Raw genomic sequence first — 15820 nt, 5'->3', positions numbered from 1 at the left:
CATGAACACAGTACAGCCGCCAGTCGAAGACGAGCAGCTAATTAGGAGCGCGGTTCGCGGCGACGAGCATGCGCTGGCTAGCTTGCTGCACAGCCACTATCCGATGCTGTACCGATACATGCTGAAGGTGACGATGAACAGGGCGCTAGCGGAAGATTTGGTGCAGGATACGATGCTGAAGGCGATTGAACGCATTCACAGCTTTCAGAGCAGAAGCAAGTTTTCGACATGGCTCATTTCGATAGCAACAAGGCGGTACTTGGATGAGATGCGCAAGCAGCATCGGGAGAAGAGATGGCAGACCGAGGAGCAGGCGCTGCATGCGATTCGGTTCGATGCGGCGATGCAGCAGCGCGATTGGCCGGATGCCCTAGATGCGCTCGGCACGCTGTCTTATGAAATCCGGGTGCCGATTCTGCTGAAATATTATTACGGCTACGCCTACGAGGAAATAGCGGCGTGGCTCGAAATTCCGGTCGGGACCGTGAAGTCCAGGCTGCATAACGGATTGAAGCAATTGAGGAAGGAGCTGGGCGACGAATGACAAATCCAGAAGCTTCGAAGCGTTCGAAGCGAGTACAGGAGCGGGAACCTCAACCTAAACAAGAACAAGCGCTCGAAAAAGATTACCGCGAGCTGCTTGACCCTCACATCGAGCAGTGGGATCAGTCCATTACTCCGCCGAACCCGCCTTCGCTTGCTGCGCTAACTGCGCTTGTCAGCGAGCAAAATAAAGCGCATCGGCAGCGATACTGGAAGGAGCTGGCGCTGCTCTGGCTTCTCGGCGCGCTGGTGCTGAGCGGGCTGCTGCTGCTCTGGCAGAGCAGCATTGTCCTATTCCTAATTGTGCAAGGAACGGCTTTCGTGGCGGCAGCCGTCTTCCTGGCCGTGAACGGCGTGAATCGCAGAGAGAGGCGGCGACGCGAATGGCAGGAATGAAGCTCGTTCTCCTTCTCGTTGGAATCGCGATTCTGCTGATCGCCCAGTCGTCCTGGCTGTTCACGGATGCGCGGAAGCATAGCAAATATCCGTGGTTCTGGGGGATATGGGGACTCATCCAGTGTCCGATGCCGCTGCTGTTCTATCTCTTAATCGTTCGGGTAGATTGGAGCCAATATCGCAAGAGAAAGGGGAGCTAGAAGATGGATCAACTTACAACAAATCAACTGCTGTCGATTATTTTGCCGTTTGCAGTCGTCCAGCTTGTTCTTATGATTACAGCAATCGTCGTATGCGCTCGAGCTGAACGAACGAGAGGGCCTAAATGGATGTGGATTCTGATCATCGTGCTGTTCAATATTGTCGGACCGGTCTTGTTCTTCCTCATTGGAAGAAAACAAACGTAGGAAAGGTGCGACAATGATGGAGATGGAGAAGCTTCTCGAGGTTCATAACCTCAGCAAACAGTTCGGCAGCAGCTCTACTAAAGCACTGAAGGACGTATCCTTCTCGCTAGGGGGAGGTCGCTGCACAGCTTTGCTTGGACCGAACGGCGCAGGTAAAACAACGACGATTCGTATGCTGACCGGACTGCTTAAGCCTACGTCTGGAAGCATCCGTATCGCGGGCGTACAGCCGGGAGCGGATCATCGCGCGCTGATCGGATATTTGCCGCAGACGCCTGCCTTTCACGGCTGGATGAGCGGCTTGGAATTCGCCCAATATGCGGCTGAGCTATGCGGCATGGGAAGACGTGAAGCGGCGCAGCGAAGTGCCGAGCTGCTCGAGCGAGTCGGCATCGGGGCAGCAGGCAAGCGGCGTATTGCCGGCTACTCCGGCGGCATGAAGCAGCGCCTCGGCCTTGCGCAAGCGCTCATCCACAGACCGAAGCTGCTTATTCTGGACGAGCCTGTGTCCGCACTGGACCCGATCGGTCGGCGCGATGTAATGGAGCTGCTCAGCGAGCTGAAGCAGGAGACGACGATTCTATTCTCGACGCATGTGCTGCATGATGCGGAGGAGCTGTGCGATGATGTGCTCATTATGGAAAGTGGACGCATCGCGCTGCAAGGGCCTCTCAGGGAGATTCGCGCGGCGAATCGTGACCCGGTTCTGCAGCTCGAAATCGAGAACGAGTCAGGCTCAGGTGCTCGCGAGGCGCTGGCGATCTGGCTGCAGGCACTAGCCAAGCAAGCAGATTCTTGCATCATTCGTTACGAGATAGATCCGCTTAACCGCTGTGCAGCTAAGCTGCTCGTTCGTGACAGGAGTGAAGCGAGACGCATCGTGCTAGAGCAGCTGCTCGAACGGAACCTTCCGGTAACGAAGCTGGAAATCGGCTATTCAACATTGGAGGATCTCTTCATGAAGGTGGTGAACCGAGCATGAAGCTAGGACCTATGCGGTGGTTTGTACTATACCGCAAAGAACAGCTGGAACTGCTCCGCAGCTATAAGCTGCTCTGGGTGCCGCTCGTGTTTATTTTGTATGGCGCGATGCAGCCGGTCATGTCCTATTTTCTGCCTGACATTCTTGCTCATGCCGGGAACTTGCCGCCTGGGGCGGTCATTTCCATTCCGAAGCCATCTGCTCCCGAAGTGATGGCCCAGACGCTGGGGCAGTTCAATACGATCGGCGTTCTCATTCTGTCGCTCTCTGTCATGGGTATCGTCTCTGCCGAGCGATCAAGCGGACTTACAAGCATGATTCTCGTCAAACCCATCTCTTATTTCTCTTTCGTTACGGCCAAATGGGCAGCAATGACGCTGCTCGTCATCACCGCCTTCGCGGGAGGCTTCGGCGCTGCGCTGTACTATACGACGGCATTATTCCAATCCGTCAATTGGCAGAACAGCCTGTACGCCTATCTGCTGTTCAGCCTCTGGCTCTGTCTCGCTGGATCGCTGACGCTATTCTTCAGCTCATGGCTGCGAAGCGGAGCGGCTGCTGCGGCATGCGCACTTGGGGTGGCGGCGCTGCTCGCGCTAACTGCTTCTGCATTTCCTCATGAGCTTGCTTTTAGCCCAGGAATGCTCCCGCAAATGGCGTATTCGCAATATGCCGCTGCACCAAGTGAGGAACATATCGCGGGTAGCGTCGCAACGACGTTTATACTCATCCTTGCCCTGCTTGCCGCTGCATCTGCGCTGCTTCGCAAACGACCTTCCCTTGATGCCCTCTAGTAATCTCTCTCTATTGGACTTCAATCCTATTTTTTAGTAGGATAGAAGGAGATAGAGATTCGGTAAAAGGTGACGGGAGTGGTTGTACATGTTTAAGCTAGGCCAGCGTGTTGTAATTATGTCGGACCTTTTTGAACAAGGGCTTCCGGTAGGGGAATATGGCTATATCATCGCGTATGACCGTAATGCGGACAACGTGTTCGACTATGTAATTCGGGTTCCGAAAGCGAACCGTAATTTTTACGTGCCTGCTGCGGATGTGGAGCTTGAGGAAGTGCTGGTGCGGCTTGAAGTGGATCGTTTGGAGCGGGAAGCGCTCATCGACTTTGCACTGGCAACTCATAATGAGGAGCTGTTTAAGCGCATTATGAATGGTGACCTCGAGAATTCCGAAGAGGAAGACGCGGAAGGCGAGCCTCAGACGCGGGAAGAGTTTATTCGCCAAGTGCATTTGAAGGCTTGGATTTAACAGACGACATGAAAAGGCTGATGCTGGGATTAACCAGTATCAGCCTTTTTTACGCTATGCGCCTTTCGCATCCCGGTCAATACGTTCAGCGAACTCGCGATATTTTGCCACAACATATGTCGGTTCCTTACGGATTCGCCATAACGCGGAGACCGCCTCGCGAACAGCTGCTGAGAAGCTAGGGGCAGCGGCAGGACAATCCTGCTTAATCTCTTCATGAAGCTTCGGCAAATTGTAATACGGAACCATCGGGAACATATGGTGCTCCATATGGTAGTTCATGTTCGTGTACAGAAACCGGAGAATCGGATTCGCATAGAAGGTCCGGCAGCAGAGCCGGTGATCTAGTTTGTCTTCGTACAAGCCCATATGCTGAGTTACATTCAACACAGTCATGAGGAAGGACCCGTAGTAAGCTGGCAATCCGATGAACATAAGAGGAAGAATGGTGTGCATATAGAAACAAAGCCCAATCAAGACTACAAACACGCCGATGAATATACGTGCTTCCCAGCGGAGCTTGCCGTACTGGCTTTCCGGAATGAGCTCGTTCTCGTCCTTGCTCAGATGGCCAATGGCGTGCAGGAACAATGTTTTTGGCGTATTGCCCTTCACATCTTCTATCCGAAAAGCTGCCCGGATCAGTTGGCTAAACTTCGGCGGGCGAGGGGCCATAATTTCCGGATCGCTGCCGACGATGTAGGTGTCCGTATGATGACGCACATGGCTCCACCGGAAGTTCGTCGCTTGCACGAGGATGAGGAACGAAGTGAACTGATAGACCACTTCATTGGGCCAGCCGGTTTTGAACGGAGTTCCGTGGCTGTATTCATGCCATTTGGAAACCGAACCAACGAAGTAAACCGTACCGTATAAGGCAAAAGCGGGGATGGCCCACCATGTACCCCGCGATAGATACGCGAGATAACCAGTCCCTACCATAGCAACAAGATAGAGCAAAATATCTCGCAGCGCAGGAGCATTTCGTCTGACCATGAGCTCCTTTAGCCGTTTCCTCGGAATCGGACATTTGTACCAATCGGCCGACACAAGCCCTTTCTCCATGGCATGGAACCGCTCGGGACCTGTAATACTATAATCTCGTTTTGCAGCAGCATCACTCATCGGATTGCTCCGCTCCTTATCAACTATAATGGGATCGCTTACTTCATAGTGTAAGGGAATAGGTATGCATGCGGCTTTCCGAAAATTATGAGAGAGGATTTGACACATCAACCGGATGCTCGAAAATAGAAAGGCCGCCCTCCTGCCACAAAGGACAAGGGGACGGCTGATCATCAATCAATTCCAATTCCAATTCCAATTCAATTCCGTTAAGTATGGTCCTTGATTACGCATTCGTTGTCGAAGTCGAAGTTGAAGTTGTAGCGCTAGTGTCGCCTTCCTTCACATGCTTCTCCCTAATATGGAATTTACGTTCCAGCTTGCCGTTCACCACATTCGCTGCAAGCTCATCAGCTTTCGCAATTTGTTTATCCGCTTGCTCCTGCGTCAATTTCCCTGCTGTCACTGCTGAGTTCAGACCTTCAACGATCGTTTGTTTCACCGCATCGATCACCTTCTGTACATCTACGCTTTTATCCTTCGCCACATCTGCCAGCGTTTTGCCGGACGCGAGCGCGGTCTTCAAGTCATCAGCCGTAATGCCGAGCGCCGTTGCAGCTCCGGACAGGTCGGTGTTGCCAAAACCGAATTTACCGATCATCTTCACGTTGGAGTCTTTACCGTTCACCGTATTCTCCGCGATCTTCGCTGCATCAGCAATCGCTTTGTCCGCTTGTTCTTGCGTGAGGTCGCCTGCTTTCACGGATGCGTTCAAGTCATTAATGATTGCCTGCTTCACGGCGTCAATAACCTCCTGAACGTCAATTCCTCTATCGTTTGCAAGATCAGCCAGCGACTTGTTGTTTCCTGCTTGAAGCGCTGTGTTTAATTCGGCGTCACTCATACCGAGTACTGGCGCCGCAGCTGCGTTAATGTCCGTTTTGTCCTCGAAGCGGAAGCCTTCTTTTCCCTGGAATCCCATACCGAAGCCGCCGTCTTTGCCTCTGCCGCCACGTCCGTCCGTCATTGCGCCAGGCTCGCTATCGACAAGCTTATCGAGGTTGTCCGAGAACGCTTGCTTCTCAGCCGCTTGCTGCTTCTCGAAAGCCGTAGTCAACGCCTGCTTCAATGCGTCGCGGGATACGCCTTGCTCTTCGGCAACCTGCGCGAGCGTCTTGCCGGCAGCAAGCTTCTCTTTAAGCGCTGCTGCATCTAATTTGAGTAGATCAAGCACTTCCTGGCTCACTGCGCCGCCGAGACCGACCTTTTGCTGGAAATGAACGTTAAACTTGCCTTTCTCCTTGCCTAGTTGCTGCGGAGTCGGAGTCGTATTCGTTGTAGTAGAAGTGGGAGTGGAAGTAGAAGTTGAGTTAGTCGCTGCGTACGCGCTCAGCGGTATCATCACCGCAATGGCTGCTGTTAGGCCGATAGCCTTCATCGTTTTGTTCATTATTATTTCCTCCTGTTTTTTGGTAGTGGAGTTGGTTACATGACCCAGTATGTATGGCAAACCTTAAATCAAGCTGAAATAAATGTAAAAGAACCCTTAGCTCTAGATGAACTTTCTCTTCATATTCGAGATCATTCTGCCACTACCGCACATGCGCTTTATCATTGAGTTTGAACGGCCGCTTACGTTATAATAGGTAGAATATGTGCAAAATGGTTAGAAAGGACGGGACATAATACGATGAGCATTACGATAAAAGATGTTGAGCATGTGGCCAATTTGGCCCGGCTGGAGCTTTCCGAGCAGGAGAAAGAGCAGTTTAACGGTCAGCTGAATGCGATTCTGAAATACGCAGAGAAGCTGAACGAGCTAAATACAGATGATGTAGAACCGACTAGCCACGTGCTGCCGGTATATAATGTGATGCGCGACGATGTCATTAAGCCTTCGGTTTCCAATGAGACGGCGCTGCGCAATGCACCAGATGAGGATGACGGCCAGTTTAAAGTACCGGCTGTATTGGAATAAGACACTTACGAGATACGCTTATATAGCGAAAGGAGGAAAGGCTGTTGGCACTCTTTGATTTACGCCTTCAAGACGTACATAGCAAGTTAAGAACGAAAGAGCTGTCGGCTCTTGACCTCGTAGAGGCTTCCTACGCGCAAATTGCGAAGACGGATGAATCCATTAAAGCCTTTTTGACATTGAACGAAGGAGGTGCGCGCCAAGCTGCGGCTGAGCTGGACAACGCGCTGCAAGCCGGCGGCGAGCAAGGTCTGTTGTTCGGCCTTCCTGCAGGCATTAAAGACAACATCGTTACTGAAGGAATCACGACGACTTGCGCGAGCCAGTTCCTGCGCAATTATGATCCGATCTATGATGCTTCTGTAATGAAGAAGCTGAAGGCCGCACAGTCGATTACGATCGGCAAGCTGAACATGGACGAGTTCGCGATGGGCGGTTCGAACGAGAACTCGAGCTTCTTCCCGACTCGCAACCCGTGGAATACGGATTACGTGCCGGGCGGCTCAAGCGGCGGCTCCGCAGCATCTGTTGCTGCTGGACAAGTCTACTTCGCGCTTGGCTCCGACACAGGCGGTTCGATCCGTCAGCCTGCGGCATATTGCGGCATTGTTGGCCTTAAGCCAACGTACGGCCTTGTGTCGCGCTTTGGCCTTGTTGCATTCGCTTCGTCCCTTGACCAGATCGGTCCGCTGACGAAGAACGTCGAAGATTCCGCTTATGTGCTGCAAGCGATTGCCGGCTATGATCCGGGCGATTCGACTTCGGCGAATGTGGACATTCCGGATTATGTCAGCGCGCTCTCAGGCGATGTGAAAGGGCTTCGCATTGGCGTGCCGAAGGAATATATGGGCCAAGGCATTGATCCGGCTGTGAAAGAAGCTGTACTTGCAGCGCTGAAACAGTTCGAGAGCCTAGGCGCAACATGGGAAGAAGTGTCGATGCCGCATACCGAATATGCGGTCGCAACGTACTACTTGCTCGCTTCTTCTGAAGCATCCTCCAACCTGGCACGTTTCGATGGCGTCCGTTACGGCGTTCGTGCAGAAAACCCGGACAACCTGATCGATCTGTACCGCAAATCCCGCAGCCAAGGCTTCGGCCCTGAAGTGAAGCGCCGGATTATGCTTGGCACGTACGCGCTCAGCTCCGGTTATTATGATGCTTATTATCTGAAAGCACAGAAGGTCCGCACGCTAATCAAGCAGGACTTTGACAATGTGTTCAAAGACTTTGATCTCATTATCGGGCCTACTGCGCCGACAACGGCATTCCGCATCGGTGAGCAAGTGGGCGATCCGCTCACGATGTATTTGAACGATATTTGTACGATTCCGGTCAGCCTTGCTGGCGTTCCGGCAATCAGCGTGCCTTGCGGTTTCGCGGAAGGCTTGCCAATCGGCCTGCAAATTATCGGCAAAGCGTTCGACGAGCGCACGGTGCTTCGCGCCGCGCATGCGTATGAACAGCACACTGAGCATCACAAACAGCGTCCGCAGCTATAATACACGCGGATGCCAACGAAGCAGGAGGGCTACGAGATGTTTGAACAGAACCAATACGAAACGGTCGTCGGGCTGGAAGTGCACGTCGAGCTCCACACGAAGAGCAAAATCTTCTGCGGCTGCTCCACGTCCTTCGGCGCACCGCCGAATACACATACATGCCCGATCTGTCTCGGGCACCCTGGCGTGCTGCCGGTGCTGAACCGCCAGGCGCTTGAATTTGCGATGAAGGCTGCGATGGCGCTCAACTGCCAGATCGCCGACATCAGCAAGTTCGACCGCAAGAACTATTTCTACCCGGATTCGCCAAAAGCGTACCAAATCTCGCAATTCGACAAGCCGGTCGGCGAGCATGGCTGGATCGACATCGAAGTGGACGGGAAGACGAAGCGCATCGGCATTACTCGCCTTCACCTTGAGGAAGATGCGGGTAAACTGACGCATATCGAAGGCGGCTTTGGCTCCCTTGTGGACTTCAACCGTGTCGGTACGCCGCTTGTTGAGATCGTATCCGAGCCAGACATCCGCACGCCTGAAGAAGCAAAGGCGTACCTTGAGAAGCTGAAAGCGATCATGCTCTATTGCGAAGTGTCCGACGTTAAGATGGAGGAAGGCTCGCTTCGCTGCGACGCCAACATCAGTATCCGTCCTTACGACCAAGAGCAGTTCGGCACTCGCGCCGAGCTGAAGAACATGAACTCGTTCCGCGGCGTACAGCGCGGTCTCGAGTACGAGCAGATGCGCCAAGCGGACATTCTCGATAGCGGCGGCAAAGTTGTTCAAGAGACACGCCGCTGGGATGAGACGCAAGGGAAGACGTTCTCCATGCGATCCAAGGAAGAAGCCCATGACTATCGCTACTTCCCGGACCCGGATCTTGTGCAGATCCACATCGACGAAGAGTGGAAAGCACGCGTGCAAGCGTCGATTCCGGAGCTGCCGGATGCGCGCCAAGCTCGTTATTCCGCGGAGTTCGGTCTGCCTTCGTACGATGCAGGCGTTATCACTTCTTCGAAGAAGCTCGCAGATTTCTTCGAAGAATCGCTGCAATATACGAAGGATGCTAAAGCAGTGTCCAACTGGATTATGGGCGACCTGCTCGGCTACTTGAATGCTGGCGGCCTTGAGCTCGATGATATTAAGCTGACGGGCCAAGGCCTCGGCGAGATGATCGGACTTATGGAGAAAGGGACGATTAGCAGCAAGATCGCGAAGACGGTATTCAAGGAAATGCTTGAGTCCGGTAAGCGTCCGCAGCAAATCGTCGAAGAGCAAGGTCTTGTTCAGATCAGCGACGAAGGCGCTATCGCAGAAGTGGTTGACCGCATCGTAAGCGGCAATCCGCAGTCGGTGGAAGATTTCAAAGCCGGCAAAGAGAAGGCAATCGGTTTCCTCGTTGGTCAAGTGATGAAAGAAACGAAGGGCAAAGCGAATCCGGCGCTTGTTAACAAGCTTTTGCTTGAGCGTTTGAATCAATAGGCTTTATCGTTAAGAGAGTGAGAGGCATGTCCGCCGAGCGTGGACATGCCTCTTTTGCATGGCAATAAATGTGATACAATATGTACTACATAATAATGACACGTTGTTCACTTGGAGTACGGGAAGGAGGCTATGCCAATGCGTGAGCGCTCGTGGAGTGCGTTCTTTGCACCGTTGCTTGCATTTATCGTCCCAGGCGGCGGACATTTGGCGCTGGGCAAACATTTGACAGGGCTGCTTCTGCTTCTCGGGACCTTGACGGATATCGCGGCTATGATTCGGTTCGCAGACGAGGGTGGGGGCAAATACGCGCTGCTTATCATCTTTCTTGGCCTCGCGCTGCCGTTCTTCTGGTTCTACAGCGTATTCGATACGCTGCAGTTGAAAGCAAGGCTGCGTGCCGTGGACGCCTCAACCATCGTAGCGGCAACAGAACCGCAGCGAACAAGCGGCTTCATCACTGCGCTGCAAGGAATAAGCGTCATCGGACTGGCGCTCATTCTGCTCTGGCTCGTGCAAGCCCCGGAAGCGCTGCTTGCGGCTCTTGATGATATCGGCTCATACGCCCCAGGATTGGGCTTAATTATTATTGCGCTCATCGCGGCTTCCAGCAGGAAGAATGCGATGTTCAAGTTAGGGCGCTTTACTGCATCAGCCATAATGATCACGATAGGCGCATTTCTGCTTTGGGATCAATTCCGCAGCCGCAACGATATCGAGCTGCTCGGCAAGTGGTGGCCGGCTGCTTTTGTCATGCTCGGCATAGAGGTGGTCATCCTTAGCATCGTGTACCGTACAGCTTCGAGGAAGCCGGCCTTTGATATCGGCGGCGCGGTGCTCGCGACGGTAATTGCAGTTATCGCTTTCGGCGTAACGCAATATGCATCCATGCCATTTCGTTGGTTAGACGAATTTAAGGTGAATTTGACGGGTACGAGCGGATACAGCGAAGAGAAGGGCTTTCAATATAACAAGGGGCTAATGATTGAAGTGCTGCAGCCGGACACGACAAGCATCGCTATCAATAATCCGAACGGTAAAGTGACCGTAAGACGCGGAGAAGTTCAAGCAGTCACCGTGGAGACGGTCATGTGGGTCGATTCAACCGATAAAGTAGAGGCTGACGAAGTTGCTGAGAAGTCGATCATCACAATGAACGGCGGCAAGAAAATAGAAATCGAGGCGAAAGGCCATCCTTACGGTGCTAATGGCAACCGTGTTCCGCGTATGAATATGATAGTGACGATACCTGCACAGTCGGCATTTGGAATTCGGCAAGCAACATTAACGCCGCCGGAAGCGTCTACGAATAATAATGCGACAGCTAGCACCAACACAGCGACTGAACAGATAGCTGTTCTTGAACCGGAACTTAGTCTCGACGTTATGAATGGTTCTGTTGATATTTCGGGGCTCAATTTGCCCGGTGGCCTTCGTATCAGAGCAACATATGGGGAGCTTACGCTTCGCAGCTTGACAGGCCCAGTTGACGCGGAGACGAAGAACGGAGGCATTGTCGTCTCTGCTTTGGAAGGGGACGCCGTGCTCAGTGCTTTTAACGGTAACATTAAATTGGCGCACGCAACCGGTTCCGTGCAGGCATCTACGCAAAGCGGCGATATCGAGCTGTTGCAAATTACAGGTGATATCGAGACGGATACGAAGAATGGCCAAATTACGATTAGGGAAGCCTCAGGCGCAATCAAGGCAGATACTCTTAATGGTGATATTGGTGTGGCTAGTGCTGCCGTTGGCGGTGATTGGGACATTGACAGCTCGATTGGCGAGATTCATTTGCAGCTTCCTGTGCAGGGCAATTATTCGGTGAACGGCTCTGTTACATTTGGCGATGTTTCGAGTGATTTGCCGCTTACGATTAGCAAGAAAACAATCCGTGGAAACATCGGTGCAGGCACGTTTCGGATCAATATAAACGCGAACAGCAGCATACTGGTAAATCGTTACAAACTATAAAATGATTTTCCACTTCATTGACAAAATGAAAAGCCTCCACGTAAAATGGTTCTAACAAAGCGGAAAGGACGTGCCAATATGGGTGCAACCGTTGAACAAGCACTAGAACAATTGAAAAGCACCGGCGTTCGTATGACCCCGCAGCGTTATGCTATCTTAAGCTATCTCATGCATGCCATGACTCATCCCACTGCAGATGAAATTTATAAGTCGCTTTCGCCTTCGTTCCCTAGTATGAGCGTTGCGACCATTTATAATAATCTCCGTCTGTTTGTTGAAGCAGGTCTTATTAGGGAACTGACTTACGGTGATGATTCCAGCCGATTCGATGCTGATTTATCTGAGCATTATCATGCGATTTGCCGCACTTGCGGCACCATTGTGGATTTCGACTACCCACCGTTGACTGAAGTGGAAGCAGCTGCCTCCAGAGAAACCGGATTTAAGGTAGAAGGTCATCGTATGGAGATCTACGGCATTTGCGCAGATTGCACAACGCGGCACAATCACTAATTCATTCATTCATTTAATTAATTATTTTGCTTGATCTGAACAGTTGAACTGGACGCGCGCCTGAGGAGTGGAAGCACACCTTCATGCGCGTTTTTTATGCTCATAATATTCCAAGCGAAACCTATCGTTTTACCATCAGGGAGGAGTGTTGCAACGTGGAACCCGTTCGTTTCCGGGCTAGACGAAAGAGTGGCGGCTATTTGAAATGGATTGTCGTGCTGAGCGGATTGCTCGCTATGCTAAGCGTGATCTGGGTAGGCTGGGAACGGCTATCCCCTAACAATAGAGAAGTGAAGCCTGATTATGGTACAGCGCATCCGATTATTTATCATGGTGAGGCTGCCAAAGTCGGAGCTTCAGTCGAAGGAGAAAACATCAGGCTGCCTTTATCATTTATCCATGATCAGCTTGGGATGGGGCAAGAGGTGTACTTCGAGGAGAAGACTGGCACCATCGTCATGACGAATGCGAATAAAGTCCTTCGCTTCAAGACGAATGCACTGACGGCGACGATGAACAAGGCGGCATATTCACTTCGCATTGCTGCGGAAGTGAAGGATAACGAGGTATACTTGCCGACAACGCCGCTTGAAGAGCTTTACGGTTTGCACATTGAATATAACAAAGCTGAGGATATAGTCACGGTCATGCGTGCCGGAGATGCGGTGCAACGGGGGATCTCTCCAGATGAAGGCGTTATTCGTACAAGCCCGTCTAATCATGCAGCGATCTTCAAGCGGCTGGCTCAGAAGGAAGAATTACGCATTTGGGGCGAGAAGGACGGCTGGTACATCGTTCAGAGCATCGACGGTGTTGCTGGATACGCCTCGAAGAAGGCGATTACGCTAACGGAGCTCGAGCAAGTGAAGGCTCAGCAGGAACCAGCTCCTTATAATGCATGGAAGGTCATCGGCAGCAAAATCAATCTGACCTGGGAAGCCGTCTACCAGCAGACGCCGGACACAAGCAAGATCGGTGATCTGACAGGGGTGAATGTTGTTTCGCCAACTTGGTTTGAGCTGCTAGATAACGAAGGTAATATCAAGAGCAAAGCGGACAAGCAGTATGTTCAGTGGGCGCATAAGCAGGGCATGCAGGTGTGGGCAGTGTTCAGCAACGGTTTTGAGCCGGACCGTACGACGGCAGCGCTCGGAAGTGCAAATACGAGGCTGCAGATGATCCGCCAGCTGTCGGCTTTTGCAGAGTTGTATCAGCTTCAGGGAATTAACTTGGATTTTGAAAATGTGAACACCTCAGACAAGGCGAATCTTGTTCAGTTTGTACGTGAGCTAACTCCGATTATGCATGAACAGGGCGTCGTCGTATCTATCGACGTGTCGCCGAAGTCGAACAGCGAGATGTGGTCCTTGTTCTTGGATCGCGCCGCGCTTGGCAAGACAGTCGACTATATGATGATAATGGCCTACGATGAGCATTGGGCATCCAGCCCTGTCTCCGGTTCCGTAGCGTCTCTGCCATGGACGGAGCAATCGGTTAAGACCATTATTGAAGAGGATGGCGTTCCCGCTAACAAGCTCGTGCTGGGTATGCCACTATATGCAAGGCTTTGGACCGAGAAGAAGGACGATAGCGGCAAGACGAAAGTAACATCGAAGGCACTCGGCATGGACACGGTTAATGGAATCATTGCAGAGCATAAGCTGAAGCTGACCTTTGACGCAGATTCCGGTCAACACTACGTGGAGTATAAAGAAGATGGCGCGCTTCAGCGCATCTGGATCGAAGACGGGCTGTCAATGAAGTCACGTACAGCGCTTGCGAAGAAATACGGACTGGCTGGCGTTGCCACATGGCAAAGACAGTTTTCATCAGACGATATTTGGGGCATCATTAATCAATCATTGAAACAGCTGCCATAATGTTTATCTAAAACAATAACGCCCTTCATGTGTCCAGTGGACTACGTGAAGGGCGTTTCGTTTGTTTTGTAGGAGTTAGACTTGAGGCTGAGTACTCTCTACAATTTCTTCAGTCTCGTCTAGATCCGTCGCTTGTTTCGGATCAAGCGTCATTTTGGTTTTACAGTACATACAGCGGTCGGTTTTGCCTAACATTTTCGTTTGACGGTTGCATTCCGGACATGTGAGGATGCGTGCGCTCGTCGAGAGCATACCTGCCCAGAAGTAGACGCCGACGCTAGCCAGCATTGCAATCATCCCGATGACCATGAAGATAGCAGCGAATACTTTACCTGCTTGTCCCCAGAATACAATTCCGGCCGTACCCAGTATCATTAGGCCCATACCGAATAGCGTAAACATTAGGCCCCAGAGCCGAAATTCATTAATTTTGCTTGATTTTCCGAACATCATTTCAACCCCTTCTGACAAATACCAGCGCTTTTCTATATAAGCGATGCAGGAAAATGCGCAGACATTGTCGAACAACATATAAACAACTGCGAAATCATTATAGCTTAAACAAAAGCATGAAGCTATATGGGGGTAAGACGTGGAGCATATAAAAGCGCATTTTAAACAAAGTTTTGAACATAGTGAGAACGTGATTAGCTTAGCTGCGATAGAGAATCCTTTTCCATATAATCCGTTAATCGACGGGCTGGATCTTCTGCTGCTGGTTGTATCTTCTATAGATGATCCAGAGCGAGGCATCGAGCATGTCAGCTACAGCGGAGAACGGGTCCAGATTCGGACCGTAAGTCCTGCTGTGCTTGAGCAATGGACAGCAGGGGTGGAGAACCGCAGCATCATACAATGGCTTGCACAGGGGGAGATCCTTTTGGATCGAGACAATTACTTGACGGATTTACGTGACAGCCTGTTGTCCTTCCCATCTTCTGTTCGCGGACAGAAGGAGCTTGCCGAGTTCTCAAATTTTATTCGCACTTATCTGCAAGCGAAGCAGGATCTGCAAGACAACAATCTGCTCGATGCCTATACGCATATTCTTGCGGCGCTCCATCATTGGGCGCACATCGCTCTAATAGAAGAAGGTGCTCATCCCGAGCTGACCGTTTGGCGGCAGATGCGTAGGTTCCACCCAGGCATCTACAAGCTGTATGAGGAGCTGACGACATCGCATGAATCGCTGGAGAAGCGGGTGCAGCTTGTCATGCTTGCCTGTGAGTTCTCTGTCATGAGCAAAATGAAATCCTCCTGTGAGCTGCTCTTTACGATTCTTTGCAGCCGAGAGGAGCCGTGGAGTGTAATGGAGCTTCAGCTTCATCCACTGCTTATGGATTTGCATATTGATTTATCGCTCTTATTGCAAAAGCTGGTTAAGCGCGGATACATTCGTGAGGTCGCTTTTATGCCATTAGCCGGTGATACGGAGGCACTTGAGCTGCGTTATCACTGCGTTTCATAAGGAGGGAATCGCAGGCTGTAATGTCTGCGATTTTTTTGTCGAAATGTGCTTGACGCTGTGTAGGGAGATATGATAAATTCTTTATTACCGCCTCCGGGAAACGGACAAACAGTTGAAAGGCTGACAAGCAAGCAAGAAAAAGATTTGAAAAAAAAGCTTGCATTTGAAAGTTCGGATGTGATATATTAATCAAGTCGCCGCTGAGACATGGGCGAACAAATGAAACAAATTTGTTCCTTGAAAACTGAACAATGAGCGACCTGTCAAAAGGTTATAAAAATACGTCGAAACGACGATCGCCATCTGGCGAAAGTGTTTCTGACGAGCTAGTTTTTTGAATGAGCTAACAAGCAAATTCATTTGGCGCAAA

The 15820-nt window shown here is 51.4% G+C and carries 18 protein-coding genes; 14 read left to right on the top strand and 4 right to left on the bottom strand.

Features of this window, described 5'->3' with window-relative positions; all coding sequences use genetic code 11:
* Nucleotide 1: 1 nt before the first annotated feature.
* From sigY to AC0LWF_RS21965, 7 genes are all read left to right on the top strand, one after another.
* Nucleotides 2–544 (top strand): RNA polymerase sigma factor SigY, encoded by a 543-nt coding sequence (gene sigY / locus AC0LWF_RS21995; protein WP_474653681.1) that lies wholly within the window; start codon nucleotides 2–4, stop codon nucleotides 542–544.
* Entirely contained in the window at nucleotides 541–939 is a 399-nt protein-coding gene (locus tag AC0LWF_RS21990; protein WP_474653680.1) for a DUF5345 family protein, read from the top strand. The genes sigY and AC0LWF_RS21990 overlap by 4 nt, the downstream gene beginning before the upstream one ends.
* Nucleotides 927–1139: a hypothetical protein gene (locus tag AC0LWF_RS21985; protein ID WP_474653679.1), complete on the top strand. Its 213-nt coding sequence runs from the start codon at nucleotides 927–929 to the stop codon at nucleotides 1137–1139. Before AC0LWF_RS21990 ends, AC0LWF_RS21985 begins: the two co-directional genes overlap by 13 nt.
* A 3-nt stretch (nucleotides 1140–1142) precedes the next feature.
* Entirely contained in the window at nucleotides 1143–1346 is a 204-nt protein-coding gene (locus AC0LWF_RS21980; protein WP_474653678.1) for a PLD nuclease N-terminal domain-containing protein, read from the top strand.
* Nucleotides 1347–1359: 13 nt separating this feature from the next.
* Nucleotides 1360–2328: an ABC transporter ATP-binding protein gene (locus tag AC0LWF_RS21975; RefSeq protein WP_474653677.1), complete on the top strand. Its 969-nt coding sequence runs from the start codon at nucleotides 1360–1362 to the stop codon at nucleotides 2326–2328.
* Nucleotides 2325–3122 (top strand): ABC transporter permease, encoded by a 798-nt coding sequence (locus AC0LWF_RS21970; RefSeq protein ID WP_474653676.1) that lies wholly within the window; start codon nucleotides 2325–2327, stop codon nucleotides 3120–3122. The genes AC0LWF_RS21975 and AC0LWF_RS21970 overlap by 4 nt, the downstream gene beginning before the upstream one ends.
* An 88-nt stretch (nucleotides 3123–3210) precedes the next feature.
* Entirely contained in the window at nucleotides 3211–3591 is a 381-nt protein-coding gene (locus tag AC0LWF_RS21965) for an ATPase (RefSeq protein ID WP_474653675.1), read from the top strand.
* Between the two features lie 54 nt (nucleotides 3592–3645).
* Here AC0LWF_RS21965 and AC0LWF_RS21960 read toward each other — a convergent pair whose 3' ends face one another.
* Together AC0LWF_RS21960 and AC0LWF_RS21955 are read right to left on the bottom strand one after the other, a co-directional pair.
* Nucleotides 3646–4716 (bottom strand): fatty acid desaturase, encoded by a 1071-nt coding sequence (locus AC0LWF_RS21960; RefSeq protein ID WP_474653674.1) that lies wholly within the window; start codon nucleotides 4714–4716, stop codon nucleotides 3646–3648.
* Between the two features lie 226 nt (nucleotides 4717–4942).
* Nucleotides 4943–6106, bottom strand: a complete 1164-nt coding sequence (locus tag AC0LWF_RS21955) for a hypothetical protein (protein ID WP_474653673.1) — start codon at nucleotides 6104–6106, stop codon at nucleotides 4943–4945.
* Nucleotides 6107–6346: 240 nt separating this feature from the next.
* On the opposite strand from AC0LWF_RS21955, the gene gatC reads away from it, so the two are divergent.
* The 6 genes from gatC to AC0LWF_RS21925 all read left to right on the top strand — a co-directional run bounded on the left by gatC (nucleotide 6347) and on the right by AC0LWF_RS21925 (nucleotide 13982).
* On the top strand, nucleotides 6347–6634 hold the full coding sequence (gene gatC, locus AC0LWF_RS21950) for an Asp-tRNA(Asn)/Glu-tRNA(Gln) amidotransferase subunit GatC (RefSeq protein WP_090581334.1): 288 nt from the start codon (nucleotides 6347–6349) through the stop codon (nucleotides 6632–6634).
* Between the two features lie 44 nt (nucleotides 6635–6678).
* Entirely contained in the window at nucleotides 6679–8136 is a 1458-nt protein-coding gene (gene gatA / locus AC0LWF_RS21945; RefSeq protein ID WP_474653672.1) for an Asp-tRNA(Asn)/Glu-tRNA(Gln) amidotransferase subunit GatA, read from the top strand.
* 36 nt (nucleotides 8137–8172) lie between these two features.
* Nucleotides 8173–9615 (top strand): Asp-tRNA(Asn)/Glu-tRNA(Gln) amidotransferase subunit GatB, encoded by a 1443-nt coding sequence (gene gatB / locus AC0LWF_RS21940; RefSeq protein ID WP_474653671.1) that lies wholly within the window; start codon nucleotides 8173–8175, stop codon nucleotides 9613–9615.
* 138 nt (nucleotides 9616–9753) lie between these two features.
* Nucleotides 9754–11589 (top strand): DUF4097 family beta strand repeat-containing protein, encoded by a 1836-nt coding sequence (locus tag AC0LWF_RS21935; RefSeq protein ID WP_474653670.1) that lies wholly within the window; start codon nucleotides 9754–9756, stop codon nucleotides 11587–11589.
* Nucleotides 11590–11667: 78 nt separating this feature from the next.
* Nucleotides 11668–12102, top strand: coding sequence for a Fur family transcriptional regulator (locus AC0LWF_RS21930; RefSeq protein WP_126019515.1), 435 nt, complete (start codon nucleotides 11668–11670; stop codon nucleotides 12100–12102).
* 155 nt (nucleotides 12103–12257) lie between these two features.
* The gene (locus tag AC0LWF_RS21925) at nucleotides 12258–13982 is read left to right on the top strand and encodes a glycosyl hydrolase family 18 protein (RefSeq protein WP_474653669.1); all 1725 of its coding nucleotides are present in this window, start codon (nucleotides 12258–12260) and stop codon (nucleotides 13980–13982) included.
* A 75-nt stretch (nucleotides 13983–14057) separates the two neighbouring features.
* On the opposite strand, the gene AC0LWF_RS21920 is transcribed toward AC0LWF_RS21925, so the two are convergent.
* On the bottom strand, nucleotides 14058–14432 hold the full coding sequence (locus AC0LWF_RS21920; protein WP_474653775.1) for a YgzB family protein: 375 nt from the start codon (nucleotides 14430–14432) through the stop codon (nucleotides 14058–14060).
* A gap of 142 nt (nucleotides 14433–14574) precedes the next feature.
* On the opposite strand from AC0LWF_RS21920, the gene AC0LWF_RS21915 reads away from it, so the two are divergent.
* On the top strand, nucleotides 14575–15450 hold the full coding sequence (locus AC0LWF_RS21915) for a nucleotidyltransferase-like protein (RefSeq protein ID WP_474653668.1): 876 nt from the start codon (nucleotides 14575–14577) through the stop codon (nucleotides 15448–15450).
* A gap of 189 nt (nucleotides 15451–15639) precedes the next feature.
* Here AC0LWF_RS21915 and AC0LWF_RS21910 read toward each other — a convergent pair.
* On the bottom strand, nucleotides 15640–15820 hold a 181-nt coding region (locus AC0LWF_RS21910), incomplete at its 5' end, for a hypothetical protein (RefSeq protein ID WP_474653667.1).

This window comes from Paenibacillus sp. sgz302114 (assembly GCF_056120345.1).
Note: the sequence above shows the minus strand (reverse complement) of the source record. Positions and strands in the feature narration are given on the sequence as shown.

Bases quoted from the DNA above. Each gene is read 5' to 3' on its own strand.
- AC0LWF_RS21955 (WP_474653673.1), bottom strand. From the start codon at position 6,106: ATGAACAAAACGATGAAGGCTATCGGCCTAACAGCAGCCATTGCGGTG.
- sigY (WP_474653681.1), top strand. From the start codon at position 2: ATGAACACAGTACAGCCGCCAGTCGAAGACGAGCAGCTAATTAGGAGC.
- gatC (WP_090581334.1), top strand. From the start codon at position 6,347: ATGAGCATTACGATAAAAGATGTTGAGCATGTGGCCAATTTGGCCCGG.
- AC0LWF_RS21965 (WP_474653675.1), top strand. From the start codon at position 3,211: ATGTTTAAGCTAGGCCAGCGTGTTGTAATTATGTCGGACCTTTTTGAA.
- AC0LWF_RS21970 (WP_474653676.1), top strand. From the start codon at position 2,325: ATGAAGCTAGGACCTATGCGGTGGTTTGTACTATACCGCAAAGAACAG.
- AC0LWF_RS21960 (WP_474653674.1), bottom strand. From the start codon at position 4,716: ATGAGTGATGCTGCTGCAAAACGAGATTATAGTATTACAGGTCCCGAG.
- AC0LWF_RS21935 (WP_474653670.1), top strand. From the start codon at position 9,754: ATGCGTGAGCGCTCGTGGAGTGCGTTCTTTGCACCGTTGCTTGCATTT.
- AC0LWF_RS21930 (WP_126019515.1), top strand. From the start codon at position 11,668: ATGGGTGCAACCGTTGAACAAGCACTAGAACAATTGAAAAGCACCGGC.
- AC0LWF_RS21980 (WP_474653678.1), top strand. From the start codon at position 1,143: ATGGATCAACTTACAACAAATCAACTGCTGTCGATTATTTTGCCGTTT.
- AC0LWF_RS21985 (WP_474653679.1), top strand. From the start codon at position 927: ATGGCAGGAATGAAGCTCGTTCTCCTTCTCGTTGGAATCGCGATTCTG.
- gatB (WP_474653671.1), top strand. From the start codon at position 8,173: ATGTTTGAACAGAACCAATACGAAACGGTCGTCGGGCTGGAAGTGCAC.
- AC0LWF_RS21920 (WP_474653775.1), bottom strand. From the start codon at position 14,432: ATGTTCGGAAAATCAAGCAAAATTAATGAATTTCGGCTCTGGGGCCTA.
- AC0LWF_RS21975 (WP_474653677.1), top strand. From the start codon at position 1,360: ATGATGGAGATGGAGAAGCTTCTCGAGGTTCATAACCTCAGCAAACAG.
- AC0LWF_RS21990 (WP_474653680.1), top strand. From the start codon at position 541: ATGACAAATCCAGAAGCTTCGAAGCGTTCGAAGCGAGTACAGGAGCGG.